At 70.3% G+C, this 21,717-nt stretch carries 17 protein-coding genes; 15 read left to right on the forward strand and 2 right to left on the reverse strand.

Translation table 11 applies throughout. The features are described 5' to 3' along the window. Position 1: 1 nt before the first annotated feature. The 3 genes from ctaD (at position 2) to DEJ20_RS07525 (ending at position 3,691) form a co-directional block, all read left to right on the forward strand. Positions 2-1,738: an aa3-type cytochrome oxidase subunit I gene (ctaD, locus tag DEJ20_RS07515; RefSeq protein WP_027465266.1), complete on the forward strand. Its 1,737-nt coding sequence runs from the start codon at positions 2-4 to the stop codon at positions 1,736-1,738. A 4-nt stretch (positions 1,739-1,742) separates the two neighbouring features. After that, positions 1,743-2,159 (forward strand): cytochrome c oxidase subunit 4, encoded by a 417-nt coding sequence (locus DEJ20_RS07520; protein ID WP_110860187.1) that lies wholly within the window; start codon positions 1,743-1,745, stop codon positions 2,157-2,159. Positions 2,160-2,317: 158 nt separating this feature from the next. Next, positions 2,318-3,691: a glucose-6-phosphate dehydrogenase gene (locus tag DEJ20_RS07525; RefSeq protein ID WP_111236474.1), complete on the forward strand. Its 1,374-nt coding sequence runs from the start codon at positions 2,318-2,320 to the stop codon at positions 3,689-3,691. 114 nt (positions 3,692-3,805) lie between these two features. Here the strand turns inward: DEJ20_RS07525 and DEJ20_RS07530 are convergent, their stop codons facing one another. Together DEJ20_RS07530 and DEJ20_RS07535 are read right to left on the reverse strand one after the other, a co-directional pair. Next, the gene (locus tag DEJ20_RS07530; RefSeq protein ID WP_258377262.1) at positions 3,806-5,752 is read right to left on the reverse strand and encodes a glycoside hydrolase family 15 protein; all 1,947 of its coding nucleotides are present in this window, start codon (positions 5,750-5,752) and stop codon (positions 3,806-3,808) included. Positions 5,753-5,830: 78 nt separating this feature from the next. Then, a complete protein-coding gene (locus tag DEJ20_RS07535; protein WP_111225147.1) occupies positions 5,831-6,895 on the reverse strand; it encodes an App1 family protein phosphatidate phosphatase in 1,065 nt (354 codons plus the stop codon). Between the two features lie 139 nt (positions 6,896-7,034). On the opposite strand from DEJ20_RS07535, the gene DEJ20_RS07540 reads away from it, so the two are divergent. The 12 genes from DEJ20_RS07540 to DEJ20_RS07595 all read left to right on the forward strand — a co-directional run bounded on the left by DEJ20_RS07540 (position 7,035) and on the right by DEJ20_RS07595 (position 21,604). Further along, positions 7,035-7,682, forward strand: a complete 648-nt coding sequence (locus DEJ20_RS07540) for a TetR/AcrR family transcriptional regulator (protein WP_111236475.1) — start codon at positions 7,035-7,037, stop codon at positions 7,680-7,682. A 229-nt stretch (positions 7,683-7,911) separates the two neighbouring features. Beyond that, complete coding sequence (locus DEJ20_RS07545; RefSeq protein WP_071248155.1) at positions 7,912-8,838, forward strand: ABC transporter ATP-binding protein; 927 nt, start codon at positions 7,912-7,914, stop codon at positions 8,836-8,838. After that, a complete protein-coding gene (locus DEJ20_RS07550; protein ID WP_111236476.1) occupies positions 8,835-9,551 on the forward strand; it encodes an ABC transporter permease in 717 nt (238 codons plus the stop codon). The genes DEJ20_RS07545 and DEJ20_RS07550 overlap by 4 nt, the downstream gene beginning before the upstream one ends. Next, positions 9,548-10,276, forward strand: a complete 729-nt coding sequence (locus tag DEJ20_RS07555) for an ABC transporter permease (protein WP_111236477.1) — start codon at positions 9,548-9,550, stop codon at positions 10,274-10,276. The genes DEJ20_RS07550 and DEJ20_RS07555 overlap by 4 nt, the downstream gene beginning before the upstream one ends. Next, a complete protein-coding gene (locus tag DEJ20_RS07560) occupies positions 10,273-11,196 on the forward strand; it encodes an ABC transporter substrate-binding protein (protein ID WP_111236478.1) in 924 nt (307 codons plus the stop codon). Before DEJ20_RS07555 ends, DEJ20_RS07560 begins: the two co-directional genes overlap by 4 nt. 272 nt (positions 11,197-11,468) lie before the next feature. Next, positions 11,469-12,881: a cytochrome ubiquinol oxidase subunit I gene (locus tag DEJ20_RS07565; RefSeq protein ID WP_111236479.1), complete on the forward strand. Its 1,413-nt coding sequence runs from the start codon at positions 11,469-11,471 to the stop codon at positions 12,879-12,881. 16 nt (positions 12,882-12,897) lie between these two features. Continuing rightward, positions 12,898-13,902 (forward strand): cytochrome d ubiquinol oxidase subunit II, encoded by a 1,005-nt coding sequence (cydB, locus tag DEJ20_RS07570; RefSeq protein ID WP_111236480.1) that lies wholly within the window; start codon positions 12,898-12,900, stop codon positions 13,900-13,902. Positions 13,903-13,912: 10 nt separating this feature from the next. Beyond that, positions 13,913-15,610 (forward strand): thiol reductant ABC exporter subunit CydD, encoded by a 1,698-nt coding sequence (cydD, locus tag DEJ20_RS07575; RefSeq protein WP_111236481.1) that lies wholly within the window; start codon positions 13,913-13,915, stop codon positions 15,608-15,610. Further along, positions 15,607-17,295 (forward strand): thiol reductant ABC exporter subunit CydC, encoded by a 1,689-nt coding sequence (cydC, locus tag DEJ20_RS07580; protein WP_111236482.1) that lies wholly within the window; start codon positions 15,607-15,609, stop codon positions 17,293-17,295. Before cydD ends, cydC begins: the two co-directional genes overlap by 4 nt. Positions 17,296-17,345: 50 nt before the next feature. Beyond that, positions 17,346-19,907, forward strand: a complete 2,562-nt coding sequence (leuS, locus tag DEJ20_RS07585; RefSeq protein WP_111236483.1) for a leucine--tRNA ligase — start codon at positions 17,346-17,348, stop codon at positions 19,905-19,907. Between the two features lie 107 nt (positions 19,908-20,014). Continuing rightward, positions 20,015-20,815, forward strand: a complete 801-nt coding sequence (locus DEJ20_RS07590; RefSeq protein WP_284183384.1) for a ComEA family DNA-binding protein — start codon at positions 20,015-20,017, stop codon at positions 20,813-20,815. A gap of 9 nt (positions 20,816-20,824) precedes the next feature. After that, positions 20,825-21,604: a hypothetical protein gene (locus DEJ20_RS07595; RefSeq protein ID WP_111236802.1), complete on the forward strand. Its 780-nt coding sequence runs from the start codon at positions 20,825-20,827 to the stop codon at positions 21,602-21,604. The last annotated feature ends 113 nt before the right edge of the window (positions 21,605-21,717 follow it).

Consider the following 21,717-nt stretch of genomic DNA (forward strand, 5'->3'; position numbering starts at 1 on the left):
GATGACAACGTCACTCGTCGGCCAACCGACCCAGACCTCGTCGCCGGACTTCCAGGCGTCGAAGGTGGGTCGGAAGGGCAACATCGTCGTCCGGTGGATCACCTCCACCGACCACAAGACCATCGGGTACATGTACCTGATCGCGTCGTTCATCTTCTTCCTGCTCGCAGGTGTGATGGCCCTCGTGATCCGTGCCCAGCTCTTCGAACCCGGCCTGCACGTGGTCGCGACGAAGGAGCAGTACAACCAGCTGTTCACGATGCACGGCACGATCATGCTGCTGATGTTCGCGACGCCGCTGTTCTCCGGCTTCGCGAACGCGATCATGCCGCTCCAGATCGGCGCGCCCGACGTCGCCTTCCCGCGACTCAACGGCTTCGCCTTCTGGCTCTACCTGTTCGGCTCGCTCATCGCGGTCGGCGGCTTCCTCACCCCGCAGGGTGCTGCCTCCTTCGGGTGGTTCGCCTACGCGCCACTGAGTGACACGACGTTCACACCAGGGCTCGGCGGAACACTCTGGGTCTTCGGGCTGGGCATGACCGGCTTCTCGACGATCCTCGGCGCGGTGAACTTCATCACCACGATCATCACGATGCGTGCCCCGGGTCTGACCATGTTCCGCATGTCGATCTTCACGTGGAACACCCTCGTGACGGCGCTCCTCGTCCTGATGGCCTTCCCGGTCCTCGCGACGGCGCTCTTCGGCCTCGGTCTCGACCGCGTGTTCGACGCGCAGATCTTCAACCCGGCCAACGGTGGGGCCCTGCTGTGGCAGCACCTGTTCTGGTTCTTCGGGCACCCCGAGGTCTACATCATCGCGCTGCCGTTCTTCGGCATCGTCTCCGAGGTCTTCCCGGTGTTCAGCCGCAAGCCGATCTTCGGGTACAAGACCCTGGTCTACGCGACCATCTCCATCGCGGCCCTCTCGGTCACGGTGTGGGCGCACCACATGTACGTCACCGGTGGCGTCCTGCTCCCGTGGTTCTCCCTCATGACGATGCTCATCGCGGTCCCGACCGGCGTGAAGATCTTCAACTGGGTCGGCACGATGTGGCGCGGCTCGGTCACGTTCGAGACCCCGCTGCTCTGGGCCCTCGGCTTCCTGATCACGTTCACCTTCGGTGGTCTGACCGGTGTCATCCTGGCGTCGCCGCCGCTCGACTTCCACGTGTCCGACTCGTACTTCGTCGTCGCGCACTTCCACTACGTGGTCTTCGGAACCGTCGTCTTCGCGATGTTCTCCGGCTTCTACTTCTGGTGGCCGAAGTGGACCGGCAAGATGCTCAACGAGCGTCTCGGCAAGATCCACTTCTGGCTCCTGTTCATCGGGTTCCACACCACGTTCCTCATCCAGCACTGGCTGGGCGTCATCGGTATGCCGCGTCGCTACGCGACCTACCTGCCGAACGACGGCTTCACGTGGATGAACCAGCTGTCGACGATCGGCTCGATGATCCTCGCGATCTCGTTCCTGCCGTTCATCTTCAACGTCTACGTGACCGCCCGGAACGCGCCGAAGGTCGCCGTGAACGACCCGTGGGGCTACGGCCGCTCGCTCGAGTGGGCGACCTCCTGCCCGCCGCCGCGCCACAACTTCACGTCGATCCCGCGCATCCGTTCGGAGTCCCCGGCCTTCGACCTGAACCACCCCGAGGCCGGTGTGCCGATCGGTGTCGGTCCCGCGAAGGACGCCCCCGATGCCCCGACCTACGACGCCGCGAAGGGCGAGGTGAAGTAACGCCATGCGCGCGAACACCAACCTGTTCTGGATCCTCTTCGGGTTCTTCATCCTGGCGGATGCCGCCTACACCATCTGGGCGCTGATCTACTATGGCGAGCCCGAGTGGGTGGGCACCGTCGCCATCGGCCTGACCGGCCTGATGTCCGCGTTCATCGCGTTCTACCTCGGCAAGGTCATGTCGTCCCAGGGCGGGGTCCTTCCCGAGGACCGCCCCGACGCCAACATCGAGGACGGCGACGCCGAGCTCGGGCACTTCAGCCCGTGGTCGTGGTGGCCGATCCTGCTGGCCGCCGCGGTCGGCGTCTGCTTCCTGGGCGTCGCAGCCGGCCTGTGGATCGTCCCGATCGGGCTCGTCCTCGTGGCGATCACCCTGGTCGGCTGGGTCTACGAGTACTACCGCGGCAACTTCGGGCACTGACCCGGCGCTGCAGCGCACCTGACACTTCGGGCGGCACCAGAACGGTGCCGCCCGAAGTGCGTCCAGGAGCCGAACTCCGGTCCCGATCCGGAACAAACGGGCCCGCCCGCGACTTGACTGGAGCGGACCTCCCACCACAGCGAAAGGAGTCACCTCAGGTGACCGACAAGCGCACCCTCATCATCTTCGGCGCGACGGGCGACCTCGCCTCCCGCCTGCTCCTGCCGGGCCTCGGCACGTTCCTGCAGAGCGGCCGTGCCGTCCCCGTGCAGCTGATCGGCACGGGCCGCAGCGAGCGCACCCCCGAGAAGTGGAAGGACATCGTCACGCAGTCTTTCGCGTCGCAGGACGTCAAGGGGCCGGAGGTCGACGCGACCATCGAGTCGACGCAGTTCATCCAGGGCGACCCCACCGACCCGAAGCACCTCGAGGCGCTCCTGGCCGCGGCCGAGTCCGAGCCGATCCTGTACTTCGCCCTCCCGCCGCAGATCGCGTCCGACATCTGTGAGGCGCTCCAGCACGTCGAGCTCCCCGAGGGCACGACCCTGGCGTTCGAGAAGCCCTTCGGCACCGACGTCGCCAGTGCCCAGGCCCTCAACGAGACGGTGCTCAAGCTCGTCCCCGAGGACCGCGTGCACCGCACCGACCACTTCCTCGGTCGCACCACGGTGCTGAACATCATCGGTCTGCGCTTCGCGAACCGCCTGTTCGAGCCCATCTGGAACGCCGAGAACATCGAGAAGGTCGACATCTTCTACGACGAGACCCTCGGTCTCGAGAACCGCGCCCAGTACTACGACGAGGCCGGCGCGATGGTCGACATGATCCAGTCGCACCTGCTGCAGATCCTCGGCCTGGTCACGATGGACGCCCCGGCCGCGATCGACGCGGTCGAGTTCCGCTCGTCGCTCGCCCGGGTCCTGCGCTCCACCCGCCTCAAGGGCGACGACGCGAAGATCGCCTCGCGCCGTGCGGTCTACACGGCCGGCACCATCGACGGCAAGGAACTCCCGTCGTACCAGGACGAGGACGGCGTCGACCCGTCGCGCAAGACGGAGACCCTCGCCGAGATCTCGGTCGAGGTCGACACCGCCCGCTGGGCCGGCGTTCCCTTCACCCTGCGTTCCGGCAAGGCCCTCGGCGCCAGCCGGAAAGAGGTGCTGATCACCTTCAAGCCGGTCACGCGCCTGCCCTCCGGTCTGAGCGGTCGTCCGAAGACCGACACGCTGCGCATCGTCCTGAACCCGGACGAGATCGAGCTGTCGGTGTCGGCCAACGGCGGAGGCAACCCGTTCGAGATGGGCCAGGTCACCCTGTCGTCCTCGTTCAGCGATGGCGAGCTCACCCCGTACGGCGAGGTCCTGAACGGCATCTTCCACGACGACCCGCTGCTCTCCATCCGCGGTGACGTGGCCGAGCGCTGCTGGGAGATCGTGGAGCCGGTCGTCGCCGCCTGGAAGGCCGACGAGGTCCCGCTCGAGGAGTACCGCGCCGGTTCGCGCGGCCCGGCGGACTGGGAGTCGTCGTCCTGACGGACGCGCTGCCGACGTCCTGAACGGACGCCCTGACGGACGGGAGGCCCGGTGCCAGCTGGCACCGGGCCTCCCGTCCGTCGTGGGGTCGCCATCAGGGCATCGCAAGACGCATCAGGCGGGGGAGCCGGCGCGCTCACCCTCGCCGGTCCACGATCGGGTGCCGCCGTCGTGGACGGGCAACCGCGTGCGGTGCCCGACAGTCGCGCCACGGGCGCGCTCGATGGCGTCCGCTGCCGACACGAGCGTCAGGTGCGACAGCACCTGCGGGGTGTTGCCGATGTGGTGTCCGGTGGCGACGTCGATCTCCTCGGAGAGCATGCCGACGTCGTTCGCGTACCCGACGAGCACGTCCATGAGGCGCTCGGCGTCGTCCACCCGACCGGAGGCGGCGTACTGCTCCACCAACCAGAACGAGCACGCCAGGAACGGGTGCTCGGCGCCGGACAGCCCGTCGAAGCCGGCCGTCGTGCGGTAGCGGAGCACGAGGCCGTCGTCCCCGACCCGGAGGTCCTCCTCGATGGCGCGGACGGTGCCCGTCATCCGGGGGTCGTCGGCGCGGCAGAACCCGACCTGCGGCAGGACGAGCAGACTCGCGTCGACCTCGTCGGTGTCGTAGTGCTGGCGGAACGAACCGCGCTCGGCGTTCCAGCCGTGCTCCTCGATCTCGGCGCGGACGGTGTGGCGCAGGGTGCGCCAGCGGTCGACGGGGCCCTCGAGGCCGAACTCCTCGACCGCGGCGACCCCGCGGTCGAACGCGGCCCAGATCATCACCCGCGAGTGCGTGAAGCTGCGCCGAGGCCCGCGCATCTCCCAGATGCCGTTGTCCGGCTCCTGCCAGTGCTCCTCGACGTAGCCGAGCAGTGCCCGCTGCAGCGCCCAGGAGTCGGCGTTCTCCTCGACCCCGAGCTCGCGGGCGTCGTGCAGTGCCGCGAGCACCTCGCCGAAGACGTCGCCCTGGTACTGCGTCGAGGCGCCGTTGCCGACGCGCACGGGCGTCGACCCGAGGTACCCGGGCAGCTCGGGTAGTTCCCGTTCGGGCAGCTCGCGTTCGCCGGCGATGCCGTACATGATCTGCACGTCGGCGGGGTCGCCTGCGATCGCGCGCAGCAGCCAGCCGCGCCAGTGCGTCGCCTCGTCGCGGTAGCCGTGGGCGATGAGCGACGCGAGCGCGAGGGAGGCGTCGCGCAGCCACACGTAGCGGTAGTCCCAGTTGCGTTCGCCGCCGGGGTCCTCCGGCAGGCCCGTGGTCGCGGCGGCGACGACGCCACCGGTCTCGCCGTGGGTCATCGCGCGGAGGAACACCAGCGACCGTCGTGCGGCGTGGGCGTACCGACCGGTGGTCTGCGCGGGGGCGGTCCACGCCGTCCACCACGAGATGGTGTGGGCGAGGGCCGCGTCGACGTCGAGCGGCTCCGGCGGCTCGCGGTGCGACGGGTACCAGGTGAGCACCGTGTCGAGCACGTCGCCGTCGTGGATCGTCGTGACGGCGGTGTGCCGGTGGTCGTCGGCGCGGAACTGCGGCCCCCGGACGATCACCGAGCCGGGGCCCGCCGTCGCGAGCAGCGCGGGTTCGTCGTCATCCCCGATCTGCCGGATCCAGGGCAGGGCGCGCGAGTAGTCGAAGCGGATCCGGAGCGTCTGCCGGAGCTCGACGGTGCCGCGGAGCCCACGCACCCGGCGGATGATCGAGGGGCGGTGCGCCCCGACGGGCATGAACTCGGTGACCTCGACCACGCCGTCACGGGTGGTCCACACGGTCGAGAGCACCAGGGTGTCGCCGTGGTACCGCCACTCGGCCGTGGCGTCGTCGTCGACGGGTCGCAGCGTCCAGTGGCCGTGGTCCTCGGTGCCGAGCAACGAGGCGAAGGTGGACGAGCTGTCGAAGCGTGGCAGGCAGGCCCAGTCGATGGTCCCGTCGCGGCCGACCAGGGCAGCGGTGCCGGTGTCGCCGATCAGGGCGTGGTCCTCGATGCGGTTCGGCGGTGTGTGCGGTGCGGCTGGGTGCGGTGCGGCTGGGTGTGGTGCGGCTTCGGGCGGTGCGGCCGGCTCGGTGCTCATGGACCGATCGAACACCCGATGCCCGAACGCCGCGGGCGGCCACGGGGGTGCCGGGCCGAGATCGTGATGAAGGGTCGCTCAGGCCGGGTCGGAGGCGTCGGACTCGATGATGCCGACCCGCGCGAGCTCGCTCCACAGGCCGGCGCCGTCCGGTGCGTACACCCAGGGCGCCGACGAGTCTCGGGAGCGTTCCTGCGCCCGCGAGCGACCACCGGCCAGGACCGCTTCGCTCGTGGACAGCTGCCGGATGGCGACGCCCGCGACGTTGTCCGGGTGCTCCCGCGAGAAGTCCCCGTAGAGGCTCTCGTCGTGCTGTCCGTCGTCGCCGACCAGGAGCCAGCGGATGTCCGGGAAGTCCTTGGCGAGCCGCCGCAGGTTCTCCTGCTTGTGCAGCTGGCCGCTGCGGAAGAACCGGTCGTGGGTGGGACCCCAGTCGGTGAGCAGGAGCGTGCCGGACGGGTACATGTTGCGGGACAGGAAGCGCTGCAGCGTCGGGGCGACGTTCCACGCCCCGGTCGACAGGTAGACCGTCGGTGAGCCGGGGTGCTGCGCGAGGATCCGCTCGTACAGCACGGACATGCCCGGCACGGGGCGGCGGGCGTGCTCGGTCAGGACGAACGAGTTCCAGGCGGCGAGCATGGGGCGGGGGAGCGAGGTCACCATGACGGTGTCGTCGATGTCGGAGAGCAGCCCGAAGCGGGTGTCCGGGTGCACGACGAACACGTCGGCCTCGACGTCGCGCCCGCCGCCCGCCGACAGCCGCACCGTGCGCCAGCCGGGCTCGAGGTCGATCGGGACGATGGTGTCGACGACGCCGCCACGGTCGGTCTTCACGACGTGGGAGACCCCGCCGGCGGTGACGGTGACCTCGGCGTGGTCGACGGCGACGCTCGTGAAGCTCTTCCAACCGCGGACGCCCGCGTAGGAGACGTCGGAGGCGAGACCCCGGCGCGTCAGCAGCACACGGCAGAGGATGCGCACCCAACCGGGCGCGCCGTAACCGGTGTACGGGACCACCGTGGGCACCAGTCCGCGACGGCGTGCACGGTGCTCGCGGAACTCCTGGACGGCGTCCTCGATGCGGGCCGCGCGGTGCAGGAGCGGCTCGGCCAACGACGGCTCGTGGGGCGTCGGGTCGGGCATGGCGTCATCATCCCATGTGCGCCTGACGAAAGCCGCGCGCTGAGCGGAACTGGTGAGTCGCAGCCACGTTCCAGGCGCGTTCTGCGAAAGTTGTCCCCGTCACACCAACCAACCGCGCTGGAGCGCAAGAGGAGAACACGTGCTCGTCACCGAGGTAACGAACGCTCTGCCGGGGGGATCATCACTGCTCAGGAACGAGCCGGTCCAAGCCCGCAGTTCGGCGCGCCTCGCCGGCCTCCTCGACGCCGCAGCCGCGGTGATCGACGAGATCGGGTTCGAACGGCTCACGACCGCCATGGTGGCCGAGCGCGCGGGGGCGTCGATCGGCACCGTCTACCGGTACTTCCCGGACCGCATCGCCGTGGTCGAGGCACTCGCGATCCGGTGTACCCAGCGGCTCGCCTCCCGCTTCGTCGAGGCGCTCGACGCCAGCGGCGCCGAGATCTGGCAGGACGCCAACGACGCGCTCATCGACATGACCGCCGAGATGTACCGCACCGAGCCCGGCTTCCGAGCCATCCGCTTTGGCGACCCGGCGGACACCGGCACGGGCGACGCCGAGGACCGCATGGGTGCGCTGGGCGCGACCGTCGGCCAGATCATGCGGGACCGCTTCGGGCTGCCGGACGACGAGCGCATCACCCGCGCGTGGGTCGTCCTCGCCGAGTCCGGTCACGCGGTGCTGGCGCGGGCGCACCGCGACCGCGAGCACCCCGACACGGAGCTGATCGAGGAGTACCGCCGGATGAACCGTGCGCACCTGGAATCGGTGATCGCCGCTTCCTGACCATCCCGTCGAACCGGCGCGACACGCCGGAGACCGAACCGACCCGCCCGCGCCTCCGAACACCGAGGCGCGGGCGTCGTCGTCCGCGCCGATCCCGTCGTGACCGTCGGCATCCCCACCGTCCTGCGGACCGCCGCGGGTTCGTCACGGATCGTCACAGCGAACCGATGTCGGCACCCCCGGGTACTCTCATCCGGAGTCGGGCTACCTCCGAACAGAAGGGCACCCCATGATCGAGTTCCGCTCGGTGCGCAAGACCTACCCGGACGGCACGACTGCGGTCGAGCACTTCGATCTGGTCATCCCGTCCCGGACCACCACCGTCTTCGTCGGATCCAGCGGCTGTGGCAAGACCACGCTGCTCCGCATGATCAACCGCATGGTCGACCCCACCTCCGGCACCGTCGAGATCGACGGTTCGGACGTCGCCGGGATCAACCCCGTCGAGCTCCGTCGCCACATCGGGTACGTCATGCAGAACTCCGGACTGCTGCCGCACCGCAAGGTCGTCGACAACATCGCGACCGTCCCGCTGCTGACCGGCGTCTCCAAGGCCGACGCTCGGAAGCGCGCCCTCGAGCTCATGGACACCGTCGGACTCGACCGTGCCTTCGCCGACCGCTACCCGTCACAGCTCTCCGGCGGCCAGCAGCAGCGCGTCGGCGTGGCCCGCGGGCTGGCCGTCGACCCGAACATCCTGCTCATGGACGAGCCGTTCGGTGCGGTGGACCCCCTGGTGCGCAACGACCTGCAGGACGAGCTCATCCGCCTGCAGCGCGAACTCGGCAAGACCGTCGTGTTCGTGACGCACGACATCGACGAGGCGTTCAAGCTCGGCGACCAGGTCGTCATCCTCAAGAAGGGCGGCGAGATCGCCCAGCAGGGGACACCGGCCGAGATCCTCGCCGCACCCGCCGACGACTTCGTCGCCACGTTCATCGGGGCCGGGCGCGGGCGCCGCGCGCTCCGTGTCGAGCAGACCCCGACCGGTCCGATCGTCGTCGACGGTGAAGGCCGCGCGGCTGGCGTGCTGACGGGCCCCGTCGGGGTCGTCGACGCCGCCGAGGCCGTGCCGCAGTCCGACGCCCGAGCAGCAGAGGCCGGAGCGTCCCACGACGCACCGGGTGCTCCGGCGCAGGGTGGGGGCACCCGGTGAAGTGGGTGCTGGCGAACCTCGACACGATCTGGGACAACACGGTCTCCCACCTCGCGATCGCGATCCCGCCGATCATCGTCGCGTTCCTGCTGTCGATCCCGATCGGGTGGCTGGTGGTCCGGCTGCAGCGCCCCGGTGGGTCGCGCTTCGCAGCGGGAGTGGGCAGCAGCATCGTGACCCTCGCCGGTCTGCTCTACGCCATCCCGTCGCTCGCCCTGTTCGTCGCGCTGCCGAGCATCATCGGCACCGGCCTGCAGAGCCCGATCAACGTCGTCATCGGCCTGACGCTGTACGGCCTCGCACTGATGGTCCGGTCCACGGTCGACGGGCTGACCTCGGTCGACTCCGAGACCAAGTCCGCCTCGACCGCGATGGGCTACTCGCCGGCGCAGCGGTTCTTCCGGGTGGAACTCCCGCTCGCCGGTCCGGTCCTGCTGGCCGGGCTCCGGGTGGTCTCGGTCTCCACGATCTCGCTGACCACGGTCGGCGCGGTCCTCGGCATCCCGAGTCTCGGCCTGCTGTTCACCGACGGCCTGGGGCGCGGGATCTACGAGGAGATCCTCTCCGGCATCGTGATGGTGCTCGTGCTCGCCTTCGCCCTCGACGGCCTCCTCGTGCTGCTCGGGCGCCTGGTGATGCCGTGGACCCGGACGAACTCGGTGTCACGCCGACAGGCCCGCCGGGTCCTGCAAGCTGCGGAGGTCTCCTCGTGATCATCGGACAGGCCTTCGTGTGGGTGTTCGACCCCACGAACTACGGCGGGTACAACGGCATCCCCACGCGCCTCTGGGAGCACGTCTGGATCACCCTGCTCGCGGTGCTCATCGCCGCGGTCATCGCCGTGCCGGTCGGGTACGCGATCGGCCACACCCGCCGTGCTCGTGGCTTCTCGATCGCGGTGTCCGGCGGGGTGCGGGCGCTCCCGACGCTCGGCGTGCTCTCGCTGTTCGGGCTGCTGCTCGGCATCGGGCTGCAGGCTCCCTTGCTCGCCCTCGTCATCCTGGCGATCCCGTCGGTGCTCGCCGGTGCGTACTCCGGCATCGAGTCCGTCGACCCGGTGGTCGTCGACGCCGCGAAGGCCCAGGGCATGACCGGCTGGCAGATCCTGTGGAAGGTCGAGATCCCGCTCGGGCTCCCGCTCCTGATCGGTGGCATCCGCGCCGCGGTGCTGCAGGTCGTCGCGACGGCCACGCTCGCCGCGTACGTCGGGGCCGGTGGCCTCGGCGGGTACTTCTTCCTCGGCCTGAAGACCCAGGACTACGCCGAGATGCTCGGCGCCTCCATCCTCGTGATCGCCCTCGCGATCGCGTTCGAGATCGTGTTCGCCGTGCTGCAGCGGGCGGCGGTGCCGAAGGGCACCGCGGACCCGTCGGCCCGACAGCGTCAGGGGTCGCGTGAGCGAGCCCGCAATCCACTCCCGGAAGGAAATCCCTCGTGATCACAGCACCCAAGATCCGCGCCGGTGTCGCCGCCGCGATGGCGATGGGCGTCGTCGCCGCCCTCGCCGGCTGCGCGTCGAGCGACCCGCTCGACAGCGGCTCCAGCGACTCGTCCGACTCGAAGACCATCGTCGTCGGCTCGCAGCAGTACTACTCGAACGAGATCATCGCCGAGCTGTACGCCCAGGTCCTCGAGAAGGACGGCTTCGACGTGAAGCGCAACTTCAACATCGGGCAGCGTGAGGTGTACATCCCGCAGCTCGAGAAGGGCGCCATCGACGTCATGCCCGAGTACAGCGGCAACCTGCTGCAGTACTTCGACAAGGACTCGGACGCGAAGACCGCCGACCAGATCGACGACGGGCTCGACACGGCGCTGCCGAAGGGCCTCCGGGTCCTCGACGAGGCCGACGCGACCGACCAGGACAGCTACACCGTCACGAAGAAGTTCTCCGAGGACAACGACGTCACGAGCCTGGCCGACCTGAAGAACGTCGACGAGAAGCTCACCGTGGGGGCAAACTCCGAGAACCAGACGCGGCCGTACGGCCCGAAGGGGCTCAAGTCGGTCTACGGCGTCGACGTCGACTTCAAGGCGATCGAGGACGGCGGCGGCGCCCTGACCGTCAAGGCGCTCAAGGACGACACCGTCCAGCTGGCCGACATCTACACGGCCGACCCGAGCATCAAGGCGAACGGCTTCGTCACGCTGGAGGACCCGGAGAACCTGATCCTGCCGCAGAACGTCGTGCCGGTCGTCTCGAAGAAGGTCAACGAGAAGGCTGCGGACGCGATCGACTCGGTCAACGAGAAGCTCACGACCGAAGCCCTGATCGAGCTCAACACCAAGAGCACGGCCGACAAGGAGAAGGCGTCCACCATCGCCGAGGACTGGCTCAAGGCCGAGGGCCTGCTGTAGCCACTCGCGGAAAGCAAAACGACAGGCGTCGGGTATCTACCCGGCGCCTGTCGTCGTTCGCACAAGGGGCAGCGCGAACATCCGTGCCGCACGGTTGTGCCGTGCAGGGGCGGTGCACGTTTGTGCAGAGACTGGTTCTACAAGTTGTCGAATTGGAGTCCCGCACGATAGCGTTGGGGTGTCCCAAGGGCTGTGACACCTGATGTATCCGTTCCACAGGAAGCAACTGACGTGCACGAACAGCGCGCGGCCACCCGTCTCGGAATCGCCGCATGAACGACCTCCTCGATCCGCTCCTCCTGTCGCGGTGGCAGTTCGGTCTGACGACCATCTACCACTTCCTCTTCGTCCCGCTGACGATCGGCATGGCAGCCGTGGTGGCCGTGTTCCAGACCGCCTGGTACCGGACCGGCCGCGCGCACTACCTGCAGCTGACGCGGTTCTTCGGGCGGATCTTCCTGATCAACTTCGCCATGGGTGTCGTGACGGGCATCGTGCAGGAGTTCCAGTTCGGCATGAACTGGTCGAACTACTCGCGTTTCGTCGGTGACGTCTTCGGCGCACCGCTGGCGCTCGAGGGGATCCTGGCGTTCTTCTTCGAGGCGGCGTTCATCGGCATCTGGATCTTCGGCTGGGACCGCCTGCCCAAGGGCCTGCACCTGGCGAGCATCTGGTGCGTGAGCGCCGGCACGATCATGTCGGCGTACTTCATCATCGCCGCGAACGCGTTCATGCAGCACCCGGTCGGCTTCGCGATGAACGAGGCCAAGGGCCGCGCGGAGCTCACCGACATCTGGGCGGTGCTCGGCAACAAGGTCGCCCTGGCCGCGTTCCCGCACACGCTCTTCGCCTGCTTCATGGTCGCCGCGGCGGTCATCATCGCGGTCGCGGCCTACCACCTGGCCCGCAACCAGAACCTCGAGACGATGATGCCGGCGCTCAAGTTCGGCATGTGGACCATGCTCGCTGCCGGGGCCCTCACCGTCCTGACCGGCGACCAGCTCGGCCTGACGATGGTCGACACGCAGCCCATGAAGATGGCGGCGGCCGAGGCGCTGTACAACACCGCGACCGGCAAGGACGCCTCGTTCTCGATCTTCACGCTCGGCACCCCCGACGGCGTGCACGAGCTGTTCTCGATCCGGGTGCCGTACCTGCTGTCGTTCCTGTCGACGCACACGTTCAACGGCACGGTCGAGGGCATCAACGACCTGCAGGCGCAGTACACGCAGGTGTACGGCCCCGGCGACTACAAGCCGATCATTTGGGTCACCTACTGGTCGTTCCGCTGGATGATCGCCCTCGGTGTCGGCGCGGTCATGGTCTCGCTGGTCGGGCTGTGGCTGACCCGCAAGGGCCGGTTCCCGACGCAGCGCTGGGTGTGGCGCATCGCCACCTGGACGGTGCCGCTGCCGATGGCCGCGATGATCGTCGGTTGGGTCTTCACCGAGATGGGCCGCCAGCCGTGGCTCGTGTTCGGGCTGCTCCAGACCAAGGACGGTGTGTCGCCGAACGTGACCGGGCTCGAGGTCCTCATCTCGCTGCTGGTCTTCACCCTGATCTACGGCTCGCTGGCCGTCGTCGAGTTCAAGCTCATCAAGAAGGTCGCGCAAGAGGGGCCCGCCGACCCGGACGAGGTCGACGAGGAGACCGGCGAGGTCAAGCACGAAGTGACGGTCTACTAGAAATGGACGCTGCCTGATGGATCTCCCCGTTCTCTGGTTCGCGATCGTCGGCGTCTTCTTCGTCGGCTACTTCGTCCTCGACGGATTCGACTTCGGTGTCGGCATGTCCCTGCCGTTCCTCGGCAAGGACGACACCGACCGTCGGGTCCTGATCAACACCATCGGCCCGGTCTGGGACCTCAACGAGACCTGGGTCATCGTCGCCGGGGCGTGCCTGTTCGCGGCGTTCCCGGAGTGGTACGCCACCATGTTCTCCGGCTTCTACCTGGCGCTGCTGCTCATCCTCGCTGCCCTCATCGCTCGGGGCGTGTCGTTCGAGTACCGGCACCAGAACAAGCACCTCGAGTGGAAGCGCCGCTTCGACCTGATGATCATCGTCGGCAGTGCCGTGCCGTCGTTCCTGTGGGGCGTCGCGTTCGGCAACGTCGTCCGTGGCATCCCGATGGACGCCGGGCACAATTACACCGGCACGATCTTCGACCTGCTCAACCCGTTCGCGCTGCTGACCGGTGCCGCGACGCTGCTGGTGTTCTTCACCCACGGGGTGGTCTTCGTCGCGCTGAAGACCGAGGGCGACATCCGCGTCCGCGCCAAGCGCCTGGCGACCCGGGCCGGCATCGTCACGATCGTCGTCGGCGCCGCGTTCCTGGTGTCGATGGCATTCGTCCGGGCCACCCCGGCCTCGCTGGTGCTCTCCGTCGTCGCCGCCCTGGCCCTGGTGCTCGCGGTGCTCTGCAACGCCTGGGGCAAGGAGGGGCGTGCCTTCACCCTGATGGCGGTCACCATCGCCGCGATCGTGCTGGCGATGTTCACGGCGATCTTCCCCGACGTGATGCCGGCCTCGAACGACGTCGCGAACAGCCTGAACGTGTACAACGCCTCGTCCGGGTCGTACACGCTGACCGTGATGAGCTGGGTCGCGCTGATCTTCGTGCCCCTGGTCTTCGCGTACCAGGCGTGGACCTACTGGGTGTTCCGCAAGCGCGTCTCCCGCGCCCAGGTCACCGCGGCCGCGCACTAGGCGGAGGACGATGAAGCCCCTCGACCCCCGACTCCTGCGGTTGTCCCGGACGGCGCGCGGCTTCATCGTCGCCGCCGCCGGCACCGGCGTCCTCCGCACGCTCGCGACCATCGCGATCGCGTGGGGGATCGCCGCGGCCGTCACCCTCGGGGTCGACGCCGTCGGCGACGGCAGGGTGCCGGCGGCGTTCGGGCAGGCGCTCGCGCTGCTCGGCGGGGCGTTCGTCCTGCGTGCGGTGGCCGCGTGGGCGACCGACGACCTGGCGGCACGCGCTGCGGCCAAGGTGAAGAGCGAGATGCGCACGACGGTGCTCGCCCGCGCCGCCGAGCGCGGTCCGTCGTGGCTGGCGGGCCGGTCGAGCGCCGGCTTCGCCACCACGCTCGGCCCCGGGCTCGACGCACTCGACGCCTACTTCGGCCGGTACCTGCCGCAGCTCGCGCTCACCGCGATCGCGACGCCGATGCTCCTCGTCGCGATCGGCCTGGGCGACCTGACGAGCGGGCTGATCATCCTCTTCGCCCTGCCGGTGATCCCGGTCTTCATGATCCTGATCGGCCTGGCGACGCAGTCGCTGCAGCGGAAGCAGTCGGACGCCCTCGCGAAGCTCGGCGGCGCCTTCACCGAAGCCGTCGAGGGGCTCGCCACGCTCAAGGTCTTCGGCCGCGCCCGCCGTCAGGTCGGTCGCATCGGGGCAGTCACCGACGAGTACCGCCGCGGCACGATCGGCGTGCTCCGGCTGTCGTTCGTGAGCGGCTTCGCGCTCGAGCTCGCCGCGAGCCTGTCCGTCGCACTGGTCGCCGTCTCGATCGGCATCCGCCTGGTCGACGGCTCGCTCGGCCTCGGGGCCGCGATGTTCGTGCTCGTGCTGGCACCGGAGGCCTTCGCCCCCATCCGCCAGGTCGGCGCCGACTTCCACGCCGCCCAGGACGGCGTCGCGGCCTCGGCCGCGGTGCTCGACGTGCTGGCCGACGACGACGGTGACGCCCCGGCCCCCGGCCGCAGCAGCCGAAGCCAAAGCGGCGGGAGCGGGACCGACGGCGCCGACACGGACGCCGTCACGCCCGCCACCGCCCTGGACGTCCGCGGGCTCACCGTCCGCCGACCCGACGTCGTGATCGGGCCGTTCGACCTGCACGCCGAGCCCGGCACCGTCGTCGTGCTGGCCGGCCCGAGCGGTTCCGGCAAGTCGAGCATCATCGCCGCACTCCGCGGCGTCCTGCCGCACGACGGCGTCGTCACCGTGCCCGGCCCGGCCGGTGCCTCCGTCGCCGAGCGCACCACCTGGGCCGACCAGCGGCCGCGTCTCGTCCGCGGGACGATCGCCGAGAACGTCGCGCTCAGCGCGACCCCCGACGACGCCGACGTGCGCACCGCCCTGGGCGACGCGGGGCTGGGACTCGACCCGGGCCTCCCGGTCGGCGCCGGTGGCAGCGGACTGTCCGGCGGCCAGGCACAGCGTGTCGCCGTCGCCCGCGCGCTGTACCGCGCACGCCGCGCCGCCACGCCCCTCGTGCTGCTCGACGAGCCGACGTCCGCGCTGGACGCCGAGGCCGAGGAACGCGTCATCGCGGCCGCCCGTGGCCTGGCGGCCGACGGCGCCGTCGTCGTGTTCGCCAGCCACCGACCGGCGGTCGTCGCCGCGGCGGACGTCCGCGTGGACGTCCGCGCCGGCGGGTCCGTGACGGTCAGCAGGGGGGTGCGCGCATGAGCCGGGAGGCCCGTGGCGGCTCCGTCCTGCGGCTCGCGATGCCGCACGGGCCGGGTTGGGCGAAGGCGGTCGCCGCCGGGTCGCTCAGCGCGGTCTGCGCCGTCGCGCTCCTCGCCGCGAGCGGCTACCTGATCACCCGTGCCGCCGAGCACCCGCCGATCCTGTACCTGACGCTCGTGATGGTCGGGGTGCGTGCGTTCGCGCTGGGGCGTGCCGTGCTGCGGTACGTCGACCGGCTCGCCGGGCACGACGCGTCCTTCCGGCAACTGGCCGTGGTGCGGACGGAGATGTACCGGCGGCTCGCGTCGATCGCCCCCGCGGGGCTCGGGCGGACCGGACGCGGCGACCTCATGACGCGCCTCGTGACCGACACCGACCGGCTGCAGGACCTGCCGATCCGCGTCGTCGGGCCGCTCGTCTCCGCCGGGGTCGTCGCGGTGCTGTCGGTCGTCGCCGTGGCGCTCGTGTCGGTGCCGGCGGCGCTCGTGCTCGTCCTCGCGCTGGCGGTCGCGGCCCTGGTCGGCACGATCGTCACCCGGTCGATCGCCGAGCGCTCGGACCGCGAGACCGCCGCCGACCGGGGTCGTGTCGCGGACCTCGTGCTCGACACCGTCCGGACGCTCGACGTCTTCGCCGCGTACGGCACCCTCGACGAGCGGCTCGCGCACATCGCCCGGCTCGACGCCGGCGTCACCCGGGCCGTCCGGCGCCGCGGCACGGTCGAGTCGCTCGTCGGTGCGATCGTCGGCCTGGTCGGTGGCGGTGCGGTGCTCGGGATCCTCGCCGTCGGTGCCCCCGCCGTGGTGTCCGGTGCGCTCGACGGTCCGCTCTGGGCACTGACGGTCTTCGTGCCGCTGGCGCTCTTCGAGGTCGTCGGGACCGTCCCGCTCGCCGTCCTGACACTCCGCCGGGTGCGCGCTGCGGCCGAACGGGTCGAGCAGGTCGTGCCCGCCGAGGTGCCCGTCGGCATCGTCCCCGAGCCCGACGAGGACGCCGACCCGGCGTCGCTCGTGGTCGAGGGGCCGGTCACGCTCGCCGTGCAGGACCTGACCGTCCGCTGGCCTGGTGCTGCCGAGCGTGCAGTCGACGGGGTCTCGTTCACGCTCGCCCCCGGCGAGGTCGTCGTGCTCGAGGGGCCGAGCGGTGCCGGCAAGTCGACCCTGGTCGACGCGCTCGTCCGGTTCGTGGAGCACGAGGGTTCCTACACGCTCGACGGCGTCGAGGCGAGGGCGATGCACCCCGACGCGGTGCGGGCCCGGGTCGGCCTGATCGAACAGGACCCGTTCGTGTTCGACCAGTCGGTGCGGCAGAACCTGCTCTTCGCCCGTGAGACCGCGACCGACGACGAACTGCTCGCCGTGCTCGACCGGGTCGGCCTGGGGGACTGGGTCGTCCGGCGGGGCGGGCTGGACGCCCCGGTCGGGGAACGCGGCGTGCTCGTGTCCGGCGGCCAGGCCCACCGGCTCGCGCTCGCCCGCGCACTGCTGCACGCGTTCCCGGTGCTGGTGCTCGACGAACCGACCGCCGACGTCGACCCGGACCTCGGGGACACCGTGCTGCGCGACCTCGTCACCACGGCCCGCGCAGCGGGTCGGACGGTCGTCATCGTCTCGCACGTCCCGGTGGCCCCGGAGCTGGTCGACCGCACCCTGCGGATGCGGGACGGGCGCCTGCTCGCCGGGTGAGCCGACAGGCGGACGCGGGACGGGCCTCCCGGCTTGTATCGTTGACGACCGTGACCACCGAGCAGCACGCCGAGGACCCGAACGCCTACGACTTCCGTCGTATCCAGGAGAAGTGGCAGCCCCGCTGGGAAGAGCTCGGGCTCTTCACCACCGACCTCGACGACACCCGTCCGCGCAAGTACATCCTCGAGATGTTCCCGTACCCGTCTGGCGACCTGCACATGGGGCACGCCGAGAACTGGGCGCTCGGGGACTTCGTCGCGCGCTACTGGCGCCAGCAGGGCTTCAACGTGCTGCACCCGATCGGCTGGGACTCGTTCGGGCTGCCCGCCGAGAACGCGGCGATCAAGCGCGGGGTGGACCCGAAGGACTGGACCTACGCGAACATCGAGCAGCAGAAGGCGTCCTTCAAGCGCTACGCGCCGTCGTTCGACTGGACCACCGAGATCCACACCTCGGACCCCGAGTACTACAAGTGGAACCAGTGGCTGTTCCTGAAGATGTACGAGAAGGGCCTGGCGTACCGCAAGGACAGCTGGGTCAACTGGGACCCGGTGGACCAGACCGTGCTGGCGAACGAGCAGGTCCTGCCCGACGGCACCTCGGACCGCTCCGGCGCCGTCGTCGTGAAGAAGAAGCTCACGCAGTGGTACTTCAAGATCACCGAGTACGCCGACCGGCTGCTCGACGACCTGAACCAGCTCGAGGGGCGGTGGCCGGCGAAGGTCATCGCGCAGCAGCGCAACTGGATCGGCCGTTCGGTCGGTGCCGACGTCGACTTCGTGATCGAAGGCCGCGACGAGCCCGTCACGGTCTTCACCACGCGTCCGGACACGATCCACGGGGCGACGTTCCTGGTCGTCGCGCCGGACTCCGACCTGGCTGCCTCGCTGGTCGCCGACCCGTCGGTGCCGTCCTCCGTCCGTGACGACTTCGACGACTACCTGACGGCGACCCAGAAGACCTCTGAGATCGACCGGCAGAACGCCGACCGCCCGAAGACCGGCGTGCCGCTCGGCCGGTCCGCGATCCACCCGCTCACGGGGGAGCGCCTGCCCATCTGGGCCGCCGACTACGTGCTCGCCGACTACGGCCACGGCGCCGTGATGGCCGTGCCCGCGCACGACCAGCGCGACCTCGACTTCGCGCGGGCGTTCGACCTGCCCGTCAAGGTGGTCGTCGACACGAACGCCGCCGTCACCGGCGCGATCCCGGTCATCCCCGAGGGCGCGACGCTCGACGACTTCGACGTGCCGACCCTCGACCCGGTCGCCACCGGCGAAGCGCTGACCGGTCAGGGCCGGATGATCAACTCCGGGCCGCTCGACGGCATGTCGAAGCAGCACGCCATCACCGCTGCCATCGCACTGCTCGAGGAGCGCGGCACCGGTCGTGCCGCCAAGACCTACCGCCTGCGCGACTGGCTCATCTCGCGCCAGCGCTTCTGGGGCACCCCGATCCCGATCATCCACGGTGCCGACGGCACTGAGCACCCGGTACCCGAGGACCAGCTGCCGATCGTGCTGCCCGACACCGAGGGCCTCGACCTCAAGCCGAAGGGCACGTCCCCGCTCGGTGGCGCGACCGACTGGGTGAACGTCCCGAACCCCGTCGACGGCACCCCGGCGCTCCGCGACACCGACACGATGGACACCTTCGTCGACTCGTCGTGGTACTTCCTGCGGTTCCTGTCGGCGAACGACGACACCCAGGCGTTCGACCCGGCAGCCGCGCGCCGCTGGGCGCCCGTCGACCAGTACATCGGCGGCATCGAGCACGCGATCCTGCACCTGCTCTACGCCCGCTTCGTCACGAAGGTCCTGTTCGACCTCGGGTACCTCGACTTCACCGAGCCGTTCTCGGCACTGCTCAACCAGGGCATGGTGCTGTCCGGTGGCTCGAAGATGTCGAAGTCGAAGGGCGGCGTCTCGCTCGGTGACGAGCTCGACGCGAACGGCGTCGACGCCATCCGCCTGGTGATGGGCTTCGCGGGCCCGCCGGAGGACGACATCAACTGGGAGGACGTCTCACCGTCCGCCTCCGCACGCTTCCTGGCGCGGGCGTACCGCCTGGCGCTCGACGTCACGTCCGCACGCGACGTCGTGTGGGCCGACGGCGACCGGGCTCTCCGCCAGGTCACGCACCGGTTCCTCGCAGACGCCCCCGGGATGATGGAGTCGTTCAAGTTCAACGTCGTGATCGCGCGACTGATGGACCTGGTCAACGTCACCCGCAAGGCGATCGACAGCGGCCCCGGTGCCGGTGATCCCGCCGTGCGCGAGGCCGTCGAGACCATCGCGCTCGGGCTGAGCGTCTTCGCGCCGTACACCGGCGAGGAGATGTGGGAGAAGCTGGGCTACGAGGCCACCGTCGCCACGTACGGCTGGCGGAAGGCCGACCCGACGCTGCTCGTGCAGGAGACCCTGACGGCCGTCGTGCAGGTCAACGGCAAGGTGCGTGACTCGTTCGAGGTGTCGAAGTCGATCGAGGCGGACGAGCTCGAGCAGCTCGCACGGTCGTCGGCGAACGTGCAGCGGTACATCGGTGACCGCGAGATCGTGAAGGTGATCGTCCGGGCGCCGAAGCTCGTGAACATCGCCATCAAGGGGTAGCGACCGTCGCTGGCGTCGTCCCTCACAGCAGGGGCGTTCGCGGCACCCGTCCACGGGTGTGACCTCCGGAGCCCGGCCGATCGGCCGGGCTCCGTAGCGTTCGGGGCATGTCGTCCCCGTCGTCTCCCGGACCCTGGTGGTCCCGTCTCGCGTTGTCACCGCGGGCCGCCGTGGTGCTGGCGGCGGTCGTGGTGGTGGTCGCCGTCGTGGTGGTCATCGTCGGGGCGCTGGTGTCGGGTGGGGGCGAGGGTTCCGGGGGAACGGGTGGGGTCGTTGTGCGTGGTGCGCCGACGGCCGGTGCGGGTGCGGCGTCGGGCGCGCCGTCGCCGTCGCCGTCAGCCTCTGCTGGCGCCGGTTTCGGGGCTTCGTCTGCTCCGGGTGTCGGCGCCGGTACGGGTGCGGGGCGCGTCGTGGTGCACGTGCTCGGGGCGGTACGGCGGAGCGGTGTGGTCGAGTTGCCGGCATCGAGCCGGGTCGGTGATGCGCTCGAGCGTGCCGGTGGGGCCACCGAGGACGCCGACCTCGACCGCCTGAACCTGGCCCGGGCGCTGACGGACGGCGAGCGGTTGTACGTGCCGCGGGTCGGGCAACAGGAGGTGCCCGAGGCGCTCGGGCCGGTGGCAGACGGTGCTGCCGCCGGGCCGACTGCCGCCGCCGGGGCCGGGGCCTGGGCCTGGAGCGGCGGTGGCTCGGCGGGCACCGGGGGCGAGGAGTCCGCCGTCGTCGACCTGAACACCGCCGACCAGACCTCGCTCGAGACCCTGCCCGGGATCGGACCCGGGCTGGCCGGGCGGATCATCGCCTGGCGTGACGAGCACGGCCGGTTCACCGCAGTCGAGGACCTGCTCGACGTCAGCGGCATCGGCGACGTGCGGTTCGCCGAGCTCCGCGATCGTGTGCGGGTCTGAGGGGCGACGGTGCAGCTCGCTCCGAATGCGATCGACCTGCGGGTCGCGGTGCCGGTGGCCGTCGCCTGGATCGCGACCGCCCTGCTCGTCGGCGTGCCCGACGTGGCACCGGTGGTCGGTGGAGCTGCGGCGCTCCTGACCGGCGTCAGTGGCAGCGTGCTCCGGTGGCGCCGGGGCACCGGGGTCGTGCCGGTCGTCGCCGGGCTGCTGCTCGTCGCGGGGTCCCTGACGACGCTGCTCGCGGTGTCGGTGACCGTGGGGGAGTCCCGGCGGGCCCCTGAGCCGCTGCGTGCGCTCGTCGCCGGTCCGGGGGCGGGGCGCGTGGACGTCGAGGCGGTGCTGACCCGCGACCTCGTGCCGGGTGACCGCTCCGTCATCGCGACGCTGGTGCGTGCGGACGACCTCGACGGGCTCCGGGTGCCGGTCCGACTCGTCCCCGACCAGCACGGCGGTGCACCGGGAGCCGTGCTGGCAGCCGGTGCCCGGGTCGCCGTGACCGCCGCCGTGCAGCCGGACGAACCCGGCTCGGCGACCGCGTTCGTGGCGTTCGCGCGCGGGACGCCGTCGTCGGTGCCGCCCGACGGGCTGCTCGGCGCCACCGACACCGCGCGACAGGCCTTCGTGCGGGCCACTGCCGACCTGCCGCAGCCCGGAGCGGCACTGCTGCGCGGACTCGCGATCGGGGACCGCTCCGGCCTCGACCCGACGACCGAGGCAGCGATGGAGACCTCGGCGCTGACGCACCTGACGGCGGTGTCCGGGGACACCGTACGGAAGGGGGGTGCGTGATGTTCATCGGGCATCTAGCGGTTCACACGGGCGCGCGCGAGCAAGCGGCGCACTGGCTCGTGACGGGGTTCTCGCTCACAATCACCGGCTCACTCCGATCGTCGCCAGTTTGC

It is taken from the genome of Curtobacterium sp. MCSS17_005 (genome assembly GCF_003234225.2).
In the GTDB taxonomy this organism is placed as follows: domain Bacteria; phylum Actinomycetota; class Actinomycetes; order Actinomycetales; family Microbacteriaceae; genus Curtobacterium; species Curtobacterium flaccumfaciens.